This window comes from Methylobacterium sp. P5_C11 (assembly GCF_054049775.1).
This window is the reverse complement of sequence record NZ_JBFULS010000052.1, coordinates 21,434-42,242: the sequence shown is the minus strand read 5'-3', so window position 1 is coordinate 42,242 and position 20,809 is coordinate 21,434. Positions and strand designations below refer to the sequence as shown.

General features: G+C 71.5%; 22 protein-coding genes. 16 read left to right on the top strand and 6 right to left on the bottom strand.

The features are described 5' to 3' along the window. Positions 1 to 706 (top strand): uracil-DNA glycosylase (locus ACXJKQ_RS22060; RefSeq protein WP_457107833.1); only part of this gene is annotated, 706 nt, incomplete at its 5' end. A gap of 143 nt (positions 707 to 849) precedes the next feature. After that, the gene (gene ypfJ / locus ACXJKQ_RS22055; RefSeq protein ID WP_457107832.1) at positions 850 to 1,761 is read left to right on the top strand and encodes a KPN_02809 family neutral zinc metallopeptidase; all 912 of its coding nucleotides are present in this window, start codon (positions 850 to 852) and stop codon (positions 1,759 to 1,761) included. Positions 1,762 to 1,845: 84 nt separating this feature from the next. Here ypfJ and ACXJKQ_RS22050 read toward each other — a convergent pair whose 3' ends face one another. Continuing rightward, positions 1,846 to 2,106, bottom strand: coding sequence for a hypothetical protein (locus ACXJKQ_RS22050; protein ID WP_457107831.1), 261 nt, complete (start codon positions 2,104 to 2,106; stop codon positions 1,846 to 1,848). A gap of 240 nt (positions 2,107 to 2,346) precedes the next feature. Here ACXJKQ_RS22050 and ACXJKQ_RS22045 point away from each other — a divergent pair, with 240 nt between their 5' ends. Together ACXJKQ_RS22045 and ACXJKQ_RS22040 are read left to right on the top strand one after the other, a co-directional pair. After that, on the top strand, positions 2,347 to 3,969 hold the full coding sequence (locus ACXJKQ_RS22045) for an ABC-F family ATP-binding cassette domain-containing protein (RefSeq protein ID WP_457107830.1): 1,623 nt from the start codon (positions 2,347 to 2,349) through the stop codon (positions 3,967 to 3,969). A 206-nt stretch (positions 3,970 to 4,175) separates the two neighbouring features. After that, positions 4,176 to 4,655 carry a hypothetical protein gene (locus tag ACXJKQ_RS22040; protein WP_457107829.1) on the top strand — a complete coding sequence of 160 codons (480 nt, stop codon included), beginning with the start codon at positions 4,176 to 4,178 and terminating at the stop codon, positions 4,653 to 4,655. Positions 4,656 to 4,686: 31 nt separating this feature from the next. On the opposite strand, the gene mnmE is transcribed toward ACXJKQ_RS22040, so the two are convergent. Beyond that, positions 4,687 to 6,012 (bottom strand): tRNA uridine-5-carboxymethylaminomethyl(34) synthesis GTPase MnmE, encoded by a 1,326-nt coding sequence (gene mnmE, locus ACXJKQ_RS22035; RefSeq protein WP_457107828.1) that lies wholly within the window; start codon positions 6,010 to 6,012, stop codon positions 4,687 to 4,689. 125 nt (positions 6,013 to 6,137) lie between these two features. On the opposite strand from mnmE, the gene bla reads away from it, so the two are divergent. From bla to ACXJKQ_RS22010, 5 genes are all read left to right on the top strand, one after another. Continuing rightward, entirely contained in the window at positions 6,138 to 7,016 is an 879-nt protein-coding gene (gene bla / locus ACXJKQ_RS22030; protein ID WP_457107827.1) for a class A beta-lactamase, read from the top strand. 13 nt (positions 7,017 to 7,029) lie between these two features. Continuing rightward, entirely contained in the window at positions 7,030 to 7,527 is a 498-nt protein-coding gene (locus ACXJKQ_RS22025; protein ID WP_457107826.1) for a YbaK/EbsC family protein, read from the top strand. A gap of 67 nt (positions 7,528 to 7,594) precedes the next feature. Beyond that, on the top strand, positions 7,595 to 7,951 hold the full coding sequence (locus ACXJKQ_RS22020; RefSeq protein WP_457107825.1) for a hypothetical protein: 357 nt from the start codon (positions 7,595 to 7,597) through the stop codon (positions 7,949 to 7,951). A gap of 199 nt (positions 7,952 to 8,150) precedes the next feature. Next, complete coding sequence (gene panC / locus ACXJKQ_RS22015) at positions 8,151 to 8,999, top strand: pantoate--beta-alanine ligase (protein WP_457107824.1); 849 nt, start codon at positions 8,151 to 8,153, stop codon at positions 8,997 to 8,999. Positions 9,000 to 9,220: 221 nt separating this feature from the next. Next, positions 9,221 to 10,519: an OprO/OprP family phosphate-selective porin gene (locus tag ACXJKQ_RS22010; RefSeq protein WP_457107823.1), complete on the top strand. Its 1,299-nt coding sequence runs from the start codon at positions 9,221 to 9,223 to the stop codon at positions 10,517 to 10,519. A 41-nt stretch (positions 10,520 to 10,560) separates the two neighbouring features. On the opposite strand, the gene ACXJKQ_RS22005 is transcribed toward ACXJKQ_RS22010, so the two are convergent. Then, positions 10,561 to 12,021 (bottom strand): EAL domain-containing protein, encoded by a 1,461-nt coding sequence (locus tag ACXJKQ_RS22005; RefSeq protein ID WP_457107822.1) that lies wholly within the window; start codon positions 12,019 to 12,021, stop codon positions 10,561 to 10,563. A 285-nt stretch (positions 12,022 to 12,306) separates the two neighbouring features. Here ACXJKQ_RS22005 and ACXJKQ_RS22000 point away from each other — a divergent pair, with 285 nt between their 5' ends. Continuing rightward, complete coding sequence (locus ACXJKQ_RS22000; RefSeq protein WP_457107821.1) at positions 12,307 to 13,179, top strand: MipA/OmpV family protein; 873 nt, start codon at positions 12,307 to 12,309, stop codon at positions 13,177 to 13,179. Between the two features lie 70 nt (positions 13,180 to 13,249). Then, positions 13,250 to 13,471 (top strand): heavy-metal-associated domain-containing protein, encoded by a 222-nt coding sequence (locus ACXJKQ_RS21995; RefSeq protein ID WP_457107820.1) that lies wholly within the window; start codon positions 13,250 to 13,252, stop codon positions 13,469 to 13,471. A gap of 126 nt (positions 13,472 to 13,597) precedes the next feature. On the opposite strand, the gene ACXJKQ_RS21990 is transcribed toward ACXJKQ_RS21995, so the two are convergent. Beyond that, a complete protein-coding gene (locus ACXJKQ_RS21990) occupies positions 13,598 to 13,747 on the bottom strand; it encodes a hypothetical protein (RefSeq protein WP_457107819.1) in 150 nt (49 codons plus the stop codon). 423 nt (positions 13,748 to 14,170) lie between these two features. Between ACXJKQ_RS21990 and mnmG the strand changes: the two genes are divergently transcribed. The 5 genes from mnmG (at position 14,171) to ACXJKQ_RS21965 (ending at position 18,948) form a co-directional block, all read left to right on the top strand. Next, the gene (gene mnmG / locus ACXJKQ_RS21985; RefSeq protein WP_457107818.1) at positions 14,171 to 16,072 is read left to right on the top strand and encodes a tRNA uridine-5-carboxymethylaminomethyl(34) synthesis enzyme MnmG; all 1,902 of its coding nucleotides are present in this window, start codon (positions 14,171 to 14,173) and stop codon (positions 16,070 to 16,072) included. Further along, positions 16,069 to 16,704 carry a 16S rRNA (guanine(527)-N(7))-methyltransferase RsmG gene (rsmG, locus tag ACXJKQ_RS21980; protein WP_457107817.1) on the top strand — a complete coding sequence of 212 codons (636 nt, stop codon included), beginning with the start codon at positions 16,069 to 16,071 and terminating at the stop codon, positions 16,702 to 16,704. The genes mnmG and rsmG overlap by 4 nt, the downstream gene beginning before the upstream one ends. Further along, the gene (locus tag ACXJKQ_RS21975; protein WP_457107816.1) at positions 16,701 to 17,558 is read left to right on the top strand and encodes a ParA family protein; all 858 of its coding nucleotides are present in this window, start codon (positions 16,701 to 16,703) and stop codon (positions 17,556 to 17,558) included. The genes rsmG and ACXJKQ_RS21975 overlap by 4 nt, the downstream gene beginning before the upstream one ends. A gap of 61 nt (positions 17,559 to 17,619) precedes the next feature. Beyond that, on the top strand, positions 17,620 to 18,513 hold the full coding sequence (locus ACXJKQ_RS21970; protein WP_457107835.1) for a ParB/RepB/Spo0J family partition protein: 894 nt from the start codon (positions 17,620 to 17,622) through the stop codon (positions 18,511 to 18,513). Positions 18,514 to 18,747: 234 nt separating this feature from the next. Beyond that, positions 18,748 to 18,948 carry a hypothetical protein gene (locus ACXJKQ_RS21965; protein WP_457107815.1) on the top strand — a complete coding sequence of 67 codons (201 nt, stop codon included), beginning with the start codon at positions 18,748 to 18,750 and terminating at the stop codon, positions 18,946 to 18,948. 184 nt (positions 18,949 to 19,132) lie between these two features. On the opposite strand, the gene holA is transcribed toward ACXJKQ_RS21965, so the two are convergent. Together holA and lptE are read right to left on the bottom strand one after the other, a co-directional pair. Further along, positions 19,133 to 20,176 carry a DNA polymerase III subunit delta gene (gene holA, locus ACXJKQ_RS21960; RefSeq protein ID WP_457107814.1) on the bottom strand — a complete coding sequence of 348 codons (1,044 nt, stop codon included), beginning with the start codon at positions 20,174 to 20,176 and terminating at the stop codon, positions 19,133 to 19,135. A 6-nt stretch (positions 20,177 to 20,182) separates the two neighbouring features. Beyond that, the gene (lptE, locus tag ACXJKQ_RS21955) at positions 20,183 to 20,728 is read right to left on the bottom strand and encodes an LPS assembly lipoprotein LptE (RefSeq protein ID WP_457107813.1); all 546 of its coding nucleotides are present in this window, start codon (positions 20,726 to 20,728) and stop codon (positions 20,183 to 20,185) included. Positions 20,729 to 20,809: the final 81 nt, after the last annotated feature.

Genomic DNA, 20,809 nt, shown 5'->3' with positions numbered 1-20,809 from the left:
GCCCGTCGGCGCGCCCGCCAACAGCCTCGTGCCGCCTCCCGGCGTGCCCCCGCCGGCCGCGGCGCCGCGGACCTTCGGCCGCGCCGCCAGCGCCCAGCCCGACGAGGCCGCGAGCGACGCCCGCACCCGCGCGCGGCAGGCCAAGACGCTGGACGAACTCGAAAAGATCCTGGGCGCCTTCGATGCCTGCCCGTTGCGCTTCACCGCCAAGAACCTCGTGTTCGGCGACGGCAACCCGGAGGCGCGGGTGATGTTTCTCGGGGAGGCGCCGGGCGCCGACGAGGACCGGATCGGCAAGCCGTTCATGGGCCGCTCGGGCCAGCTCCTCGACAAGATGATGGCGGCGATCGGGCTCGACCGGACGAGCGCCTATATCGGCAACATCGTGCCCTGGCGGCCCCCGGGCAACCGCAACCCGACCCCCCAGGAGGTGGCGGTGTGCCGCCCCTTCGTGGAGCGCCAGATCGAGCTGGTCGATCCCGACATCCTCGTCTGCCTGGGCGCGCCCGCGACCCAGACGCTGACCGGCACCAAGGACGGCATCCTTCGCACCCGCGGCCGGCTGTTCCCCTACAAGTTGCCGAACCGCGAGGTGAAGCTGCTGGCCACGCTCCATCCGGCCTTCCTGCTGCGCCAGCCGGTGCAGAAGCGTCTGGCCTGGCGGGATTTCCGCGCCCTGCGCGCCCTCCTCGACGGGACAGCTTGACCGCGGCGGCGGAACCGGGTCTCCCCTCCCGCCATTAGAGCTTCGTTCCCACCCCCGGTGCACCAGGGGCCGGACACAACGACGCACAGCAAACCGTGGGCTGCCCGAGGCGGCCGGCGCAGCATCGATGGCGGGACCCAACCATGCGCTGGGAAGATCTACGCAGCTCCGACAACGTCGAGGATCGCCGGGGCGAAGGCGGTGGCGGCGGCGGGATGGGCTTTCCCGGCGGCGGCGCCGGCGGGCTCGGCATCGGCACCATCGTGGTGCTGCTGATCATCAGCTACTTCACGGGCATCAACCCGGCGATCCTGATCGGCGGCGCCGAGCGGATCGGCGGCGGCCACAGCCAGCAGGAGCAGCCGGCCGACCCGCAGACCCAGGCGAAGCGGCGCCAAGCCCCCACCGACGAGAGCGGGAAGTTCGCCTCGAAGATCCTCGGCAACACCGAGGATGTGTGGAGCCAGATCCTGCCGCAGCAGACCGGCAAGCAGTACACCCCGACGACGCTGGTGCTCTACACCGGTGGCACCCGCTCGGGTTGCGGCTCGGCCCAGGCCGCGATGGGGCCGTTCTACTGCCCCCTCGACAAGAAGGTCTATCTCGACACGGGCTTCTTCAAGGAGATGGCCTCGAAGTTCGGCGTGAAGGGTGACTTCGCCTACGCCTACGTCATCGCCCACGAGGTCGGCCACCACGTCCAGGACGTGCTGGGCATCCTCGGCAAGGTCCAAACCCGCCAGCAGCAGGCCTCGAGCAAGACCGAGGCGAACGCCCTGTCGGTGCGGATCGAGCTGATGGCCGACTGCCTCGCCGGCGTCTGGGCCAAGAACTCCAACGACAAGTACGCCGAACTGGAACAGGGCGACATCGACGAGGCTCTGAACGCCGCCGCCCAGATCGGCGACGACGCCCTCCAGCGGCGCTCGAAGGGCTACGTGGTGCCGGATTCCTTCACCCACGGCTCGTCGGCCCAGCGCCAGCGCTGGTTCACCGCCGGCTACAAGAGCGGCCAGACCAAGGCCTGCGACACCTTCCGGACGGCCGACAACTGAGGGCCGACGGGCGGGGGACTCATCCCGTCCTGACACGCGCCTCTCCCTCCGCCCCAGAGGGGCGAGGGAGAGGCCGCCGCCCGCTCACCCCCGGCTCAGGCGCCGCGCGTTGGCCTGAACCTTCCGGCGATAGCTGCGGATCACCTTTCCGTTCGAGGCGCCGGCGGCCAGCATCAGGGCCGCCTCGCTCGCCGCCATGATCTTCTCGGTCACCATGAGCTGCGCCTCGACCTGTGCGGCCGGACCCCCGAAGGCGAACATCGCCATCCGCTGGGCGATCACCCCCTGGGCCTCCAGTCCGAGCATGGCCATGTCCAGGCTCGTCGTCCACCAACCGCAAAGCATCGTCGTCCTCAAAGGTGTCCGCCACGGCCAAGCCCGGCACCATAAGCCGGAGCGGCCGCCGGTGCCGCAGGCAAACGACGTAGCTCGCAGAATGGGGCCGAAAAGCCGCGCGGCCCCCGGCGACGGCCACGATTGCGTGGCGCGCAGGCCTCGCCCCCGCCCGGCCCGTCTTTGCGCCGTCTCGATCCATGCCGTAAGCGCCCCCGGGAGACCCTTTCCCGGACACCGCACCCCCTCTCCATGATACGCCTCGACAAGATCACCAAGCAGAACGGGCGTCAGCTCGTCTTCATCGAGGCCTCGGCCGCGCTCCAGCGGGGCGAGAAGGTCGGGCTCGTCGGCCCGAACGGGGCCGGCAAGACCACCCTGTTCCGGATGATCATCGGTCAGGAGCAGCCGGACGAGGGACAGGTCGCGGCCGACCGGGGCATCACGATCGGCTACTTCAGCCAGGATGTCGGCGAGATGTCCGGGCGCAGCGTCGTCACCGAGGTGATGGACGGCGCCGGCCCGGTGAGCACCGTGGCGGCCGAACTCGCGGACCTCGGCGCGGCGCTCGCCGATCCGGACCGGGCCGACGAGATGGACGCCCTGATCGAGCGCTACGGCGAGGTCCAGGCGCGCTTCGAGGAACTCGACGGCTACGCCCTGGAGGGCCGCGCCCGCGAGGTGCTCGACGGCCTCAGCTTCAGCCAGGAGATGATGGACGGGGATGTCGGCGCCCTCTCGGGGGGCTGGAAGATGCGCGTGGCGCTGGCCCGCATCCTGCTGATGCGCCCGGACGTGATGCTCCTCGACGAACCGTCCAACCACCTCGACCTGGAGAGCCTGATCTGGCTCGAATCGTTCCTGAAGGCCTATGACGGCGCCCTGCTGATGACCTCGCACGACCGCGAGTTCATGAACCGCATCGTCACCAAGGTGGTCGAGATCGACGGCGGCGCGCTCACCACCTATTCGGGCGACTACGCCTTCTACGAGGGGCAGCGGGCGCTCAACGAGGCGCAGGCCCAGGCGCAGTTCGAGCGCCAGCAGGCGATGCTCGCCAAGGAGATCGCCTTCATCGAGCGCTTCAAGGCCCGGGCCTCCCACGCCGCCCAGGTGCAGAGCCGGGTGAAGAAGCTCGACAAGATCGAGCGCGTCGAGCCGCCCCGGCGGCGGCAATCCGTGGCCTTCGAATTCCAGCCGGCGCCGCGCTCGGGCGACGACGTCGTGATGCTGAAAGGGGTGCACAAGCGCTACGGCAGCCGCACGATCTACGAGGGGCTCGACTTCGGGGTGCGGCGCCGGGAGCGCTGGTGCGTCATGGGCATCAACGGGGCCGGGAAGTCGACCCTCCTGAAGCTGGTTACCGGCACCACCGCGCCCGACGACGGCTCGGTCACCCTCGGCGGCAGCGTCAAGCTCGGCTATTTCGCCCAGCACGCCATGGATCTGCTCGACGGGGACAGCACGGTCTTCCAGACCCTGGAGGACGCCTTCCCGCAGGCCGGCCAGGGGTCGCTCCGGGCGCTCGCCGGCTGCTTCGGCTTCTCGGGCGACGACGTCGAGAAGCGCTGCCGGGTGCTCTCGGGGGGCGAGAAGGCCCGGCTGGTCATGGCGCTGATGCTCTACGATCCGCCGAACTTCCTGGTGCTCGACGAGCCGACCAACCACCTCGACATGGGCACCAAGGAGATGCTGATCACGGCGCTTGCCCATTACGAGGGCACGATGCTGTTCGTGTCCCACGACCGGCATTTCCTGGCCGCGCTCTCGAACCGGGTGCTCGAAGTCACGCCGGACGGCATCCACCAGTATGGTGGCGGCTACACCGAGTACGTGGCCCGAACCGGGCAGGAGGCGCCGGGCCTGCGGAGCTGAGGGGCCCCGCGCCGCTCCGTCATCGCGAGTGCAGCGAAGCGACCCAGGGCAGCGCGACCGCGGTCGGCGGGGCGCCGGCTGGGTTGCTTCACTGCGCTCGCAAGGACGGTGGAGGGTTTCGACCGGACGCCCTGCGACCGACGCGCCGCTATCCCGCCGGGGCCGGCCGCGCTAGGCTTCACCGAAAGCGGCCCGGGTGAGATGCCGTGCGACGCCTGCTGAAGTTCCTCCACACGATGGGGTCCGCCGGGTTGCTGGGGGCGATGGCGTCCCTGGTCGTCATGGTGAGCCTCGCGCCCGCACCGGCTGCCCTCGCGGGTTACGCGGCGATGCGCGGCGCGATGGGCGCGGTCGCCACATGGATCTTCCTGCCGGCGCTGGCCGTGACCTTGATGTCCGGCCTGCTGGCCATGGCACTCAACCGGGCCTTCCTCATGGCCGGTTGGGCCTGGGTGAAGCTCGCCACCGGCGTCCTCATGTTCGAGGGCGGTTTGGTCTATGTGCAGGGACCGATGAAGCAGGAGGCCGAGCAGAGCGCCCGGGCGCTCGCCGGTCTCGTCGACTCGGCCACGCTGGCGGTGGCACTTCCGGGCGAGCGCGGCACCCTCTGGGTGCTGCTGGCCGTCGCGACCGCCAATGTGGCGCTGGGCATCTGGCGACCGCGGATCCTGCGCATCCCCGCATAGGCCAGCGCCCTGCAAATTGCCGGCTATTCAATTATTTTCCGATGCAGAATCCACTGAATAGGCGGTCGAGCACATCCTCGACGCCGACATGGCCGCCGACCGCGCCAAGGGCGCGCACCGCGAGGCGCAGATCCTCGGCGGCGAGTTCCGGCAGGCCACCCGCGCCTATGAGAAGCCGGTCGAGATGGGCGACGCAGGCCTCGAGCGCCGCCCTGTGACGGGCTCGGGTGATCAGCGCATCGCCGGTGCCGAGGCCGGTCTCCGCCGCGGCCTGTACGGCGTCGAGCAACGTGCTCAGGCCCGCCCCGGTCCGCGCAGAAACGGCGATCGCGGCGTCGGACAGGGGTAGTGATGAGCCGGCAAAAAGATCGGCTTTGGTGTGGACGGTTAGAACCGGAATGCTCACCGACCCCAGATCGGGGGCCGGCGCCCCGGGAGGAACCAGGGCGAGGACGAGGTCGGCGCCGTCGATCCGCGCCCGCGTCCGGGCGATCCCCGCGGCCTCAATCGGCTCCAGGGTGTCACGCAGACCAGCCGTATCCACCAGGAGGACCGGCAAACCGCCGAGGTCGAGCCGGACCTCGATGGCGTCGCGGGTTGTGCCGGGGGTGTCCGACACGAGAGCCACGTCGCGCCGGCTCAGGGCATTCAGCAGGGTCGATTTTCCGGCATTGGGAGCACCGGCCAGCACCACCGTGAATCCCTCGCGCAGGCGCTCGCCGCGGTGCCCGTCGCGGAGCGCCGCCGCGATTGCATTCCGCAGGATCTCGGCGCGCTCGAACATCGCGGCATCGAGCCCGGCATCGTCCACGTCGCCCTCATCGGAGAAATCCAGCGCGGCCTCCGCGGCGGCCAGGCAATCGATCGCCTCCGCGCGCCAGGCGGCCACCTGGCGGCTGAGGGCGCCATCGAGCTGGCGCAGGGCCTGCCGCCGCTGGCCCTCGGTCTCGGCATCGATCAGATCCGCGACGGCCTCGGCCTCGGCGAGGTCCATCCGGCCGTTGAGGACGGCCCTGCGGGTGAAGGCACCGGGCTCGGCCGCCCGGCATCCGGGGATCTGCCCGAGGGCCGCGAGCACGCCCATGCGCACGGCCGTCCCGCCATGCAGGTGCAGCTCACCCATATCCTCGCCGCTATACGTGTCGGGTCCCGGGAACCACGCGACCAGCGCACGGTCGAGCTCGGTCCCGTCGGTCGGATCCTTCAGGGTCCGCAGGGACAGCCGCCGGGGTGCCGGCAGGCGTCCGCCCAGCGTGACGAGGACGTCGCGCGCCGCGGGGCCGCTGATGCGGATCACCGCCACGGCGGCCCGCCCGAAGCCGCTGGCAGGCGCGAAGAGCGTTTCAGTCTGCATCATGGTCCGACGGGGGCACCAAGGGACGGCGTTTCACGTGAAACAAGGGTGGACGGCCCTATACCATTGCGGCGTCACGGCGCCTCCCGCAGGGATGCAGCGCCGCGCCACCGAACCGGGCCGCCGCCATGATCGCCAGAACCCGCCGCTCCGTCAGCCTCGGCCTGTTCGCCGCGCCCTTCGTGTCGCCCCTGCGGGCGGCCGAGGCGGATCCGGACTGGGCCGTCATCGAGCGGCGCCTTGACGGACGCCTCGGCCTCTCCGCCGACATGGCGGGGCGCGTCTTCGCGAGCTACCGGGCGGCGGAGCGCTTTCCGATGTGCAGCACCTTCAAGGTGCTGGCCGTGGCCGCGGTCCTGGCGCGGGTCGATGGCGGTGCCGAGACCCTGAACCGGATCGTGACCTACGAGGCCGGCGACCTCCTGAGCTACGCGCCGGTGAGCCGGTCGGCCCTGGAGGCGGGGGGCGGGACCGGGCGGATGTCCGTCTCGGATCTCTGTGCGGCCACCCTCGTGTGGAGCGACAACACCGCCGCCAACCTGCTCCTGGCGAGCCTCGGTGGACCGGAGGGGCTGACCGCATGGCTGCGCGGTACCGGCGACGGCGTGACCCGCCTCGACCGGACGGAGCCGACTCTCAACACGGCACTCCCTGGTGATCTTAGGGACACCACCACGCCCGAGGCGATGCGTGCGACCCTCGGCCGGATCCTCCTCGGCACCGACCTGTCGCCGTCATCGCGCAACCGGCTGGAAGCCTGGATGATCGCCTGCGAGACCGGCCGCAAGCGCCTGCGTGCGGGGCTGCCGTCCGATTGGACCGCGGGCGACAAGACTGGTAGCGGCGACAACGGGACGATCAACGACGTGGCGATCCTGCGGCCGCCGGGACGTGCGCCGGTCGTGGTCTCGGTGAACCTGACCGGATCGACGGCCTCGGCGGACATCGTCGCGGCGGCCTATGCGGAGATAGGCCGGCGCATCGCCGCTCTGGCGAGTGCCGCCTGAGACCCGGACGCCCATGAAGACGCCCGCCAAAACGCGTTCCAAGACGACCCGCGCGACCCAGGCCCTCGACAAGGCCGGAATCCGCCACAGCGTTGATGTCTACGATTACGATCCGGACGCGCCGCGCATCGGCCTCCAGGCCGCGGAGGCGCTGGGGGTCGCCCCCGGCCGCGTGCTGAAGACCCTGATGGCGGCCGTGGACGGACGGACGGTCTGCCTGCTCGTGGCCTCCGATAGGGAAGTGTCGATGAAGCGGGTCGCGGCCGCGTTCTCGGGCAAGGCGGCGGCCATGCTGAAGCCCGCCGACGCCGAGCGGCTGACCGGCTACCATGTCGGCGGCATCAGCCCCCTGGGGCAGAAGCGGTCCGTGCCGACGGCGATCGATGCCGGGTCCCTCACGGAGCCCGGCGCCGAGATTCACGTCAACGGCGGCGGCCGGGGATTGCAGATCCGCCTGATCGAGGGTGATCTCGTCGCCGTCCTGAAGGCCCTCGTCGTGTCGCTCACGTGAGCGTGCGGTAATCATCCATTTACCCTGCCGGCCCACGGTGACGGCTTTCGGCAGGGACGGGTTAGGCATGCGGGGCACGGGGCGCGGGGCGATGGCGGCGCTCGGATCCGTCCTGCTGCTCGCGGGATCCCCGCGCGCCGCGGATCTTGACATCCGCGGCCCCGCCGAAACGGGGTTGGGCGCCAGTCCGCGCTTCTTCCCGCGCAGCGACGGGCTCGATCGTCGCCCGGTCTACGCGGTGCGGTCCCGTCCCGTGCCGGTGGGCTGCACGCCCCGACGGGCGCCAGTGCCCACCAACGCACCGGATGATCCGAGCTATGTCGGCTCCGAGTACGGCCTGTCGCATCCGAGCTATTACGGCTTCACGCCCCCCCTCGGCGTGGACGATCCCTTCGGCCGCTCCCTCCTGCCGTATTGTCCCTGAGTGGAACAGCCCGGCTCCGGGCGGGGCGCCCCCCGCGCGCGGGCACGCGCCGCCGCCCTACGCGGACGGGAGCCCGGGGCCGCCTCCCCCGCGGCATGCACCCGGCTGCTTCTTCGTCCAGGATGGTTGCGGACAGCCGGATTCCACCGGTCCGCATCATGCTCTAGACCGGCGACGCCCGTCTCCCGGAACTCGTCCCGTGCCAGATCCGACACTCCAGCCCTTCAGTGACCTTGCCGCCCTGCGCGGGTGTGTGGCCGCCTGGCGCGCGGCGGGCGAGCGCATCGTCCTGGTCCCGACCATGGGGGCTCTGCACGAAGGCCACCTCGCCCTGGTGGCCGAAGCGCGGCGGATCGGCCGCCGGACGGTGGCGAGCATCTTCGTCAACCCGACCCAGTTCGGCCCCAACGAGGATTTCTCCCGCTATCCCCGAGACCTGGAGGCCGACCTGGCCCTGCTCGACAAGGCCGGTGCGGACGCCGCCTGGACGCCCGGCGCGGCGACCATGTACCCGCCGGGCTTCGCCACCCGGATCGAGGTGGCGGGGCTGACCGAAGGGCTGTGCGGCCCGTTCCGGCCGGGCCATTTCGCCGGGGTCGCCACGGTGGTGACCAAGCTCCTCAATCAGGTCCGGCCGGACGTCGCGCTGTTCGGGGAGAAGGATTTCCAGCAGCTCCGGGTGATCCAGCAGGCGGTGGCGGACCTCGACCTCGCGGTGGAGATCCGCGGGGTGCCGACCGTCCGGGAGCCCGACGGCCTCGCGCTGTCGTCGCGCAACCGCTACCTCACCGCCGCGGAGCGCGCCGTCGCCCCGAAGCTCCAGGCCGTCCTCGCCGAGATCGCCGCCGCCTCCCGCAACGGCACGCCCGTGGCGGGCCGGATCGCGGCCGGCCGAGCGGCACTGGAAGCGGCCGGGTTCCGGGTTCAGTATCTCGCCATCTGCAATGCGCGGACCCTGGCGCCGGTCGAGCGGGTGGACGGACCGGCTCGCGTGATCGCCGCCGCGTATCTCGGCCGGACCCGGCTGATCGACAATCTCGCCGTGTAGGAGACCGCAGCGCTGCCACCCGTCCCCGCGGCGCGGTTCTCGGCCTGCAGGACGGCATCCGGCCAGGGCGCGCGGGCTGGTCCTGGATCGTCGTGGGCGCGGGACAGGATTTCACCGTGATCGCCGGCGTCCGTGGCCGGCGAGTCACGGCTCCCGCGGTTCTCAGATTTCGGTGCCAGGATGATTGGCGCCGCCGGGCCGATCTGCTCTCTGCTGACGCAGTGATCGCGACGCGCCCCGCTCCGGCCTTCCTGGCCGTGTCCCTCGCCCTGGCGGCGCCCGCCGCGGCCGGGGAGGACGCGTTCGAGGGCATGGCCGGCCCCTTGGCCGGCCCCTCCGGCGAGCGCCTGCGCGTCGATGCCAAGGGGCTCACCCTCACCGTCCCGGAGCCCGACGTGGCGCTCCAGATCGGCGGCCGGCTGCACCTCGACGGCGGCGCGGCCGGTTTCAGCCGGCCGGGCCTGCCCGAGGCCTTCCCCGACACCGTCGCGGTGCGCCGGGCCTGGATCGAACCGACGCTCACCATCGGCCGGGACTGGGTGATCGCCTTCCAGTACGATTTCGCCGACCCGATGCTGCCGATCAACGACGCGTTCGTCGCCTGGAAGGGGGTGCCGGGCACGATCCTGACGCTCGGCAACATGAAGGAGCCGTTCAGCCTGGAATGGCTGCAGAGCAACAACGACACCCTGTTCGTCGAGCGCTCGGTGGCCAATGCCCTCGTGCCGGAGCGCCGCTTCGGTTTCGCGGCCGGGCATCACGGGCAGGCCTGGACCGCGGTGGCCGGCGTGTTCGGCAACGCCGCCAGCAGCGGCATCGACGGGGACGGCGTCGCGGTGGCGGCCCGCGCCACCGTCGCGCCGATCATGACCGCGGACGAGACCCTGCATCTCGGGCTCGCCGGGGTCGCCCGCAGCCGGTCGCGGTCCGACGGCGCCTTCAGCTTCTCGAGCCCGGCGGGGGCGTCCCTGTTCGAGCGTCCTCTGGTGGATACCGGCGATCTCCCGGATGCGGCCAGCGTGTCGCGGCTCGGCGTCGAGCTGGCCTATCGCCGCGGCCCGTTCCTGATGCAGGCGGAGTACATCCGTGCCGCGCTGCAGCCGTTCGGCGACCCCGGCCAGCCCACCGCCAGTCTCGACTTCCAGGGCGGCTACGTCGAGGCGGCGATGGTGCTGAACGGCGCGGGCCGCGCCTACGCGCTGACGCCTCAGGGCGGCACCACCTACGCGACCTTCAAGGGGGTGACGGTCCCGGAGGCGCAGCGGGTCACGCGGGGCGGGATCGGCGTGTTCGAACTGGCCGCGCGCTACAGCGCCATCGATCTGAACGCCCGCGGTTTCCGCGGGGGCGCCGAGCAGGACGTGACCCTCGGCCTGAGCTGGTATCCCGAACCGAATCTCAGGCTGACCGGGAACGTCATCCACGGGCGGGTGCGACCGGGGGACGCCCAGTCCGAGCGCCTCGGCGCCGCCCCGTTCACGGTCGACACGGTCGTGGCGCGCCTGCAGATCGCGTGGTGAGGCGCGTGGCCGGGCGCGTCGCCCGGTCGGCCGCGCGGTCCTCACACCGCCCTGCGCAGGACCGACCGGAACGGGCGCCGCTCGGGTTCCGGCTCGGGCGGCGTGGGACCTTCGGGGGGCGAAGCCGCCAGGACCTCCGCGCGCACCGGCCGCGGCGCCGCGAAGGCCGTTCCCTGCGCGAACGGGACGTCGAGGTCGATCAGGTCCGGAACGTCGGCCTCGTCGGCGACGCCCGTGGCGACGAGGCGGATTCCAGCCCGGGCCAGGGCCGGTGCGGTATCCTCGACGGCGATGTCCGACAGGTTGCCTCGGGCCAAGCCCGGCCGCAGCAGCATCTCGGCCGGGACCTTGACCTGACCGATTCCGAGGGCGGCGAGTTCGGCCGCGTCGAAGCGCAGGTCATCGGGGCGGTCGAGGCTGAACCCGATCCGCCCCTGCAGGGGCGCGAGCAGGCCGCGCTGGCCCGCATCGAGACGGCGCCAGCTCTCCTGCGGCAGGGCGAGGGTCAACCCCGCCAGGGCCGGGTCGTCGGCGGCGGTGCGCGCCAGCTCGCGCAGGAGTCCGGGCTCGAACAGCGACAGCGGCGACAGGCCGTAGGTCAGCAGGGTCTCGCTGCCGCGCCGGGCGAGGTGGCGGGCCACGATGGTGGCACGCTGGAGCATGCGACGGTCGAGTTCGGTGGTGCGGCCGTAGCGCTCCAGAACCGGCAGGAAGGCGTCGGGCTCGGCCGGCGGAGCGCCGGGGCCGCCGATGCGCAGCCGGGCCAGCGCCTCGTAGGCCACGACCTTGCGCTGGGGCAGGGTGACGACCGGCTGGAGGTGGATCTCCAGGCCGTCCCCTTCGAAGGCCCGGATGATCTCGGCCTCGTCCTGGACGGCCGCCACCGGCCGCGGCGGGATCGGTCGCGGGGGGATGGGCCGTGCCGGCCCGGCCGGCGCAACCGGAGCGGCGCGCCGGTCCGTCGCGTCCGGCGGGGCCGCGGGCGGAACCTGCTCGGCGATGGTGGGCGGCCCCTGGGGGCGGAGCGGTGACGCCGCGGCAATCGGTTCCGCGGCGGGCGCCGGCCCGGCCTGGATCCGTGGCGCTTGGGCCGCCTGGATCTCGGGCCGGGCCTCGAGGCCCGCGATCGCGGCGTCCTGCGTGCTCACCACCGTGGTGAGGTCGCGGACGATGCCGCTGAGAAGCCCGAACTCGACGGTGAGCTCCTCGATCTGTGCCCACAGCGTCGCTTCGGCGGATTCGGGGCGCGGCTGCGCGGCGGCGGCCGTCGTCTCGACCTTGAGCAGGCGCCGGGACAGCAGATCGACCTCGCCCGACAGCTTCTCGCAGCGCGCCTTCAAGGCGGCGATCCGGGTGAGGGCGAGACCGCCGGCCACAGCGGCCACGACGCCGAGCGCCAGGGCACTCCAAAGCGGCAGGAACACCGCGAGCGGCCCGAACACGACGAGCCCGAGAAGGCCGACCGTCAACAGCCCCGCGTACCGGCCGAGGACCGGGACCATCGTCTGAACACCTGCCGGGAACGCGCGCCGGTCGCCGGGGGACATCCCGGGCGAACCCCGCCGGGCGCGAACCGAATCGCAGGATCATTGGCCGCGCGCACCCGGCCCGGCAAGGCTCAGGGACGGCGATGGCGCGCCACAGGCTGTTAATTCCGTGCGGTGTGACGCCGGCGCCCGCTGGAACGTTGCGGAATCATCACGTCGCGTCCGATTGCGGGGCGCTCCGGGGAGGGTTGTGCGGCTTGCGAATGCGGAGCGGATGAAAAGGGGCCATAAAGCGTTGCCATGACCTCCGTTCCCCAGCGTAACCCACGCTTCCGCGCCGTTCTCGGCGCCGGCGCGCTCCTCGCAGCCTTCGGCACGACGCCGACGCGGGCCGCGGATCTCGGCGCCGATCTTCCGCGGACCACGCCGACCTTCGCGCTGATCGATCCCAATACCTGGATCGTCACCGTGAGCGGCTCGATCCAGGCCGTGCCGCGCTATCCGGGCGCCAGCGACTACACCGCCGTCGGCTATCCCTCGATCGACATCCGCCGGGTGGGCGAGCCGCGCCGGTTCTCGACACCGGACGACGGCTTCAGCCTGTCCCTGTTCGACACCGGCACCTTCCGGATCGGGCCGACCGCGCGCTTCGTGCCCGGGCGCTATTACGGGGACGACCGGCGCCACCTGTTCGGCTTCCGCGATGCACGCTTCGCGGTGGAGCCCGGCGTGTTCGCGGAGTTCTATCCGGTCTCCTTCATCCGGACCCGCGTCGAAGTCCGCCAGGGCATCTACGGCCATCACGGCACGGTCGGCTCGCTGGCGGCCGACTACCTGATCCCGGCGGAGAAGTTCCTGTTCTCCATCGGGCCGCGCTTCAACTTCGGCGATGCCAGCTACGCCCGGAAATATTTCGGCGTCTCCCCGATCGAGGCGGCCCTGAACGGGCGGGTCACCCCCTACGATCCGCGCAGCTTCTACTCGGCGGGAGTGCTCGGCGGCGTGACCTACACGCAGAGCGAGACTTGGTCCTACACGGCCTTTGCCGGCTACACCCGGATCCTGGGCGCCTCCGGCGACAGCCCCCTGGTGCGCCGCCCGTTCGGCAACCCCAATCAGTATCAGTTCGGCCTGCGCATCGATTACGCCTTCCGCATGCCGGCGCTGTTCTGAGTCGGGCGCACGGCTTGCGCGGCCGGCTCCGCCTCCCGACATTCGGGGTACACGGTTGGAAGAGGCCCGGATGGACGAGACGCGGGCCGACCTGCTGATACGGGTCGAGGGCATGACCTGCGACGGCTGCGCCGCCGCGGTGACCGGCTTGGTGAAGCGGATCGATCCCGGGGCCCATGTCGCCGTCGACCGGGCGGCTGCACGGGTCGCCATCCGCACCGACGTGCAGGCGCTCACCATCGCGGACGCCCTCACCAAGGCCGGCTACACGGCCACGGCCATGACCGGCTGAGACCCATTCCGCGGCCGCCCGCGCGGGCTCAGACGCCGTCACGGCGATCCGACGCCTGAGCCCGCGGTCCTTGTCGCAGCATCCACGTTTCCAAGCGTCGCGGACACTTGCGTCTGGATCGATGCCCTAGGAGCGGGTCAGGAACATCCCGGTCAGCAGCAGGGCGAAGCCCGCTAGGCCGAACAGGCCTTCCTTGCGATGGGTGCTGTCGAGAAAATGGGCCGCGGCCCCGGCCGCGCAGCAGACGGCACCGAGGCCGATCGTCAGCGACGACATTGCGATCTCTCCTCATCGCGCGTCGCTCGGCGACGCGGCGAAACACGCCCTCTCGTGGGCCTGCCGGACGGCGTTGTCCGTTCAGGATTCCGTCACGGCGCAAGATTTGCACGGTCCGGCGCGACTGACAAGTGAGGCTTGCCAAGTCTTCCGTCATCCTTCAAGAATTCAACTTGAGTGAACAATATAACTCGGCGTAAATATCGCTAATAATACTGTATTCATGTGGGCTGTGCCGTTCGGCATCGCCACGTCGGGAATGTCGGGGCTGCCGGAAGGCGGACAGCGCGCGTTGACCGTCCTGCCCGGACCCGCTTAGACCGTCCGCAGAACCGCGGTCTCCGGCGCCGTGCACCGCCGGCAGGCCGGGTGCGTGGCGCCCTTCGCCCGCGTGAGATCCCGCCAGAGGCTGCGCGTCCCCCGATGCTTACCCCCTCCTCCGCCCGGTTCGACGTCGCGGTCGTGGGCGGCGGCCATGCCGGCGTCGAGGCCGCCGCCGCCGCTGCCCGCTGCGGCGCGCGCACGGTTCTGGTCACGCACGATCCGGGGACGATCGGGGCCATGTCGTGCAATCCCGCGATCGGCGGGCTCGGCAAGGGCCATCTCGTGCGCGAGGTCGATGCCCTCGACGGCCTGATGGGCCGGGTGGCGGACGCGGCCGGGATCCAGTTCCGCCTGCTTAACCGCCGCAAGGGTCCGGCGGTGCGCGGCCCCCGGACCCAGGCCGACCGCAAGCTCTACGCGGCCGCCATGCAGGCCGCGGTGGCCGAGACCGAGGGGCTGACGGTGGTCGCGGGCGCCTGCGAGGATCTGGCTTTCGATCCRGAGGGCCGCCTCCACGGCGTGGTCCTGGCGGATGGCCACACCCTCGCCTGCGCCGCGGTGGTGTTCACCACCGGAACCTTCCTGCGCGGGCTGATTCACATCGGCGAGCGGCAGATCCCGGCGGGTCGCGTCGGCGAAGCGCCGGCGATCGGGCTGGCCCGGACCCTCGACCGCCTCGGCCTGCGCCTCGGACGCCTGAAGACCGGCACGCCCCCGCGCCTCGACGGGCGAACCATCGACTGGTCCGGCCTGGAGATGCAGGAGGCCGACGCCGAGCCGGTGCCGTTCTCCACCCTGACCGAGCGGATCACCACGCCGCAGATCCGCTGCGGCATCACTCGGACGAGCCGGGCCGTCCACGACCTGATCCGCGCCAACCTGCACCGCTCGCCGATGTATTCCGGCGGGATCGCCAGCCGGGGGCCGCGCTACTGCCCGTCGATCGAGGACAAGGTCGTGCGCTTCGGCGACCGGGAGGGCCACCAGATCTTCCTGGAGCCCGAAGGACTCGACGATCCGACGGTCTACCCGAACGGCATCTCCACGGCACTGCCGGAAGAGGTGCAGCGCGACCTGGTCCGCCTGATCCCGGGGCTGGAGCGGGCCGCGATCCTCCGTCCCGGCTACGCCATCGAGTACGATTACGTCGATCCCCGGGAACTCGATGTCGGCCTGCAGGTGAAGCGCCTGCCGGGCCTGTTCCTGGCCGGCCAGATCAATGGCACCACGGGCTACGAGGAGGCGGCCGGCCAGGGGCTGGTGGCCGGGCTCAATGCCGCCCGTCACGCGGGCGGCCTCGAGATCGCAGGCTTCGACCGGGCGGAGTCGTATCTCGGCGTGATGATCGACGACCTCGTGACCCAGGGGGTCAGCGAGCCCTACCGGATGTTCACCTCGCGCTCGGAATACCGGCTATCCCTGCGGGTCGACAACGCCGACGCCCGCCTGACGCCGCGGGGGATCGCGCTGGGCTGTGTCGGGGGACGTCGGGCCGCCCATTTCGCGGCCGGGCGGGCCGCCCTCGACGCGACCCGCGCCCGCCTCGACTCCGTGAGTCTGACGCCGAGCCAGGCAGCGATCCACGGCATCACCCTGAACCGCGACGGCATCCGCCGTTCGGGCTTCCAGCTGCTCGCCTATCCGGAGATCGCCTGGGCCGACCTGGCGGCGGTCTGGCCTGACCTCGCCGAGGTCGCCCCGCGGATCGCCGACCGGATGAAGACCGACGCCACCTACGCGGTCTATCTCGACCGTCAGGACGCCGACATCGCGGCCTTCCGTCGGGACGAGGCGGTCCGCCTGCCTCCGGGCCTGGATTACGCGGCCATTTCGGGACTCTCCAACGAGATGCGGGTGAAGCTCGAGACCGTACGGCCCGGAACCCTGGGACAGGCGGCACGCATCGAGGGCGTGACGCCGGCGGCCCTCACGCTCCTGGCAGCCCATGCGCGGCGCGGTGCGCGCTCGCTACCGGCCGTGGTGGATCAGCTCTCGGCATGATCGAACCGGACCGCGCCCGCATCCTCGCGGCCTCCCGTGTTTCACGTGAAACAGCCGAGCGGCTCGATCTCTACGTGGCGCAGTTGCGGCGCTGGCAACCGATCAAGAACCTCGTCGGCCCGGCGACGCTGGCGGAAGTCTGGAGCCGCCACATCGAGGACGCGCTGCAACTCCTCGATCTGGCACCGGAGGCCCGCACATGGCTGGATCTCGGCTCCGGGGCGGGCATCCCGGGCCTGATCCTCGCCATCGCCGGCCAGGAGCGCGGCATCCGCGTGGACCTCGTGGAGAGCAACGCGCGCAAATGCGCGTTCCTCATCGAGACCGCCCGGCTCACGGGAGCGCCGGCCCGGGTGCGCAACGCCCGGATCGAGGCGGTGATCGGCGACTACGCCGGGACCGACGTGGTCTGCGCCCGCGCCCTCGCGCCGATGGTGCAGCTCCTCGCCTGGACCGAGCCTCTGTTGAAAACGGGCACCACCGGGCTGTTTCCGAAGGGCCGGGACGTACAAGCCGAATTGACCCAGGCCAGCGCGCAGTGGACAGTCGTTAACGACCTCGTGCCGAGCCGGACCGATTCCGATGCCCGGATCGTGCGCGTCACTGCCCTCGCCGCCCCGAGCCACCGATGAGCGAAGCGATCCTCGGCGATCCCGCCGACCGGTCCATGGATTCATCCATGCGCCGCCCTCTGCGCGTTCTGGCGCTCGCCAACCAGAAGGGCGGCGTCGGCAAGACCACCACGGCGATCAATCTCGGCACCGCCCTGGCGGCGATCGGCGAGGACGTGCTGGTGATCGATCTCGATCCGCAGGGCAACGCCTCCACGGGTCTGGGCATCGATCGCGCCAAGCGCAAGGTCTCGACCTACGAGGTCATGGCCGGCGAGGCCTCCCTGGCGCAGGCGGTCGTTCCCACCGCGGTGCCGCGGCTGTCCCTGGCGCCCTCGACCATGGATCTCCTCGGTCTCGAGCTGGAACTCGCCACCCTGCCCGACCGGGCGCACCGGCTGCGCAGCGTCCTGAAGAGCCTGACCCAGGCGCCGAGCCTGAGCCGGATCAGCTACGTGCTGATCGACTGCCCGCCCTCGCTCAACCTGCTGACCATCAACGCGCTGGCGGCCGCCGACGCGGTGCTGGTGCCGCTGCAATGCGAGTTCTTCGCCCTGGAGGGTCTCAGCCAGCTGCTGCGCACCGTCGAGCAGGTCCGCGGCGCCCTGAACCCGAAGCTCACGATCCAGGGCATCGTGCTGACGATGTTCGACCCGCGCAACAACCTCTCGGCCCAGGTCGTGGCGGATGTGCGCGGGTTCATGGGCGACAAGGTCTACGAGACCGTGATCCCCCGCAACGTCCGCATCTCCGAGGCGCCCTCGCACGGCAAGCCGGCGCTGCTGTACGACCTGAAATGCGCCGGCAGCCAAGCCTACCTGCGCCTCGCCTCGGAGGTGATCCAGCGCGAGGGCCGGGTTCCGGCCGCGGCCTGATTGATTTGAGCCCCCTCCGGTTCGAAGAGGGGGGATGTGGAGCGTGACACGGGTGGCGATCATGGCGGAGGAGGGGGCGAAGCCTCGACTGGGGCGCGGGCTCGCGGCGCTGATCGGTGACTTCAACGAGGCGGGCCGTGGCTCGGCCAAGGCCGAGGAGCAGCGCAGGGTTCAGATCGAGTTCCTGCGTGCCAACCCGCGCAACCCGCGCCGGAGTTTCGCCGAGACGGAGCTGTCGGAACTCGCGGTTTCCATCGGCCAGCGGGGCATCATCCAGCCAATCGTCGTGCGGCCGATCAGCGACGTGCCCGGCACCTTCGAGATCGTGGCCGGCGAGCGGCGCTGGCGTGCGGCCCAGCGCGCCGGCCTCGACGAGGTGCCGGTGGTGGTGGTCGAGATCGACGACCGGGGTTCCCTGGAATTCGCGATCCTGGAGAACGTCCAGCGCACCGACCTCAACGCCATCGAGGAGGCGTCCGGCTACGAGCGCCTGATGAAGGATTTCTCGTACACGCAGAAGGAGCTGGCCGAAATCCTCGGCAAGAGCCGCAGCCACCTGGCCAACACGCTCCGGCTGCTCAACCTGCCGCTCTCCGTGCAGGAGCGGGTCTCCGCCGGCGAGCTGACCGCTGGCCATGCCCGGGCGCTGCTGGCCGTGCGCGATCCCGAGGCGCTGGCGCGCCGCGTCGTGGCCGAGGGCCTGTCGGTCCGGGATGTCGAGGCCATCGCCTCCGCGGAGGCCGCACCCACGGAAGCGCCCCGCCCCGGCCGTCCACGCCTGTCCGCCGAGCGGCCTGCCCCGGTGCGCGACCTGGAGCTGCGGATGCACCGGGCGCTCGGCGTCCCGGTCTCCTACAAGCCCAAGGACGCCGATTCGGGTGAGATCCGCATCCGCTACGAGACGAAGGACGAGCTGCAGGCCCTGCTCGACCGCTTCCAAGTCTCGAATGGCTGATTAAGTCCAGGCTGGCGCCGCGCACGGTCGGCGTGCTGTTCCGAAGGCCGGCGCAACGCCGTCCGCGCGATCTTGGCTGGTCCGGGCAGAGTAGTGCACGGGGGTCGCCGTCCTGGGCCGCGGCACGGCGGCGCGGCTGCTGATCGTCGGCGCGGGCGGCAGCGGCACCGAGATCCTGACCGCGGCGGCCCTCGAGCCAGGCTGCACTTCACAGCGGTCGATCCGTCCGACGCCATGATGGATCGCTCGGTCGCGCGGCTGGCGCAGGACGGACTCCGCGACCGAACCGAGATCGTCCGTGGGACGGTGGATGCCCTCCCCCGTGACGTAGCCTACGACGCTGCGGCCCTGATCGGCGTGCTGCAGCATCTGCCGGGCGAAGCGGACCAGCGGGCGATCGCTGCAATCCATCGCCGTGCGCCTGAAGCCGGGTGAGCCCCTGATGCTCGCCGGAAACCAAGATGCATATGCGAGCCAGCCCTGTTGATGGCGGCCGTCGCAACCCTGCTGGACGCGGTCGGCTTCGGGCCTCCGACCCGCTTCTTCTCCAGCCTGTTCTGGGGGGCCGTGGCTCGCGCGCCGCCAGTCCGGGGGCGCTGACGGCGCCTGAAACGGGGCGCTATCGTCGCCGCCGCGCGCCGGCCTCCGCGACCCGCAGCAGGGCCGCGGAGGCCAGGGCGTGGGCCAGATCGGGTTCGGCCCGCCGGCAGGCGAGAACCGCCTCCTGCAGGGCCGCCACGGCCTGTCGGAGCGTGCCGGGCGGCCAGGCGCCGAGCTGGCCCTCAAGGCTGGCCTTGCGCTTGAAATGCAGCCCGCGCCACGTCGCCACCATCATGGCGGGGGTCTTGTCGGGATTGTCGAGGCGGGTGGTGAGCAGCGTCAGGGCGTGCCGCAGCGCCGACCCCAGCACCACGCCCGGGTCGAGGCCCTCGTGGCGGAAGCGCCGGTAGTCGCGCTCCACCGCGTCGCGGCGGCCGTCGAAGGCGGCGTCGATCAGGGTGCTGAGCACGCTCGCCGCGACGTCGCTGGTGACGGCCTCGACATGGTCGAGGGTCACGGTCTTGTCCCCGCCGCCCTCCCCCGCGGCGTAGAGAGCGAGCTTCTCGATCTCCATGAGGCTCGCCCGGCGGTCGCCGCCGAGGCTGCGGGCCAGGACCTCCCGGGCGGCGCGGTCGATGCGCAGGCCGCGGTCCTGGAGGGTGCGCTCGATCAGATCCGAGAGCGTCCGCTCGTCATCGGCGTAGCAGGGGATCGCCAGCGCCCGGGGCGAGCGCTCGCACAGGGTGCGCAGCGGGTTGTTCTTGGCGAGGTCGCCGCCCTCCACGACGATGCGGGCATCCGCCACCGTCGCGCCCAGCACGGCCTCGACGGCGGGGGCGTAGTTGCGCGTGCCCGGACGGACCCAGATCGACCGGCGGCCGCCGAACAGGCCCATCGTCCCGGCCTCGTCGCAGAGCCGGCCCGGATCGGCCGCCAGGGCGTCGCCGTCGATCCGCACCAGGGCGAAGGGATCCGCCGGGTCGGGGACGAAATCCTCGGCGAGCTTGCGGGCGCGCTCGGTCACCAGACCGGTATCCGGTCCGTAGACGAGGATCACGGGGATGCGCGGATCGGGTCCGCGCCGGATCAGCCCCTCGATCTCGCCGGCCTTGACCGCGGTCACGCCGGGCTACGGCTTCGTCGACAGGACGGCGGCGAGGCGGCTCTTGATCTGATCGGAGAGCACGCTCGCCAGACGGATCTCGGCATCCCGCGCCGCCCGCTGGCTGGCGAAGCGCTGGACCGAGCGGTCGTAGGTCGCGGTCGAGGTGGCGACGCCCTCGGTGTAGATCTTGGCGCCGCTCATGTCCTCGAGGCTGTACTTGATGTTGGCCACCAGGGTGCCGGCCTCGGCGCGGCCCGTGGTCGAGGAGACGATCGGGGTCTGCACGATCTCGGAGCCCGACAGCTTCAGCCGGTAGCGCTTGGTCGCCGGCTGTCCCGAGCCGTCGAGGTCGAAGACCAGCTCGCTGCGCAGGTAATGGCCGAGGCGCTCCTGGCCCTGGGCCATCGCCACCTCGTCGACCTGGACGGAGGCGAGCAGCGCCTGGACCGTCTCACCCGAAGCCGTCGGCCCGTAGAGCGGCCGGAAGCAGGCCGAGAGGCTGAGCGCCAAGCCGGTCGCACAGGCGAGGCGGATCATCCGCCCCGCGATCGAAACTCCCGAACCCACCATCAGCCGTCGTTCCGCCCCCGCTTGCCGGATCGTTCTAGCGCGGACACGGCGTGCCGCGCCACGACGCTAGGATCCATGTGT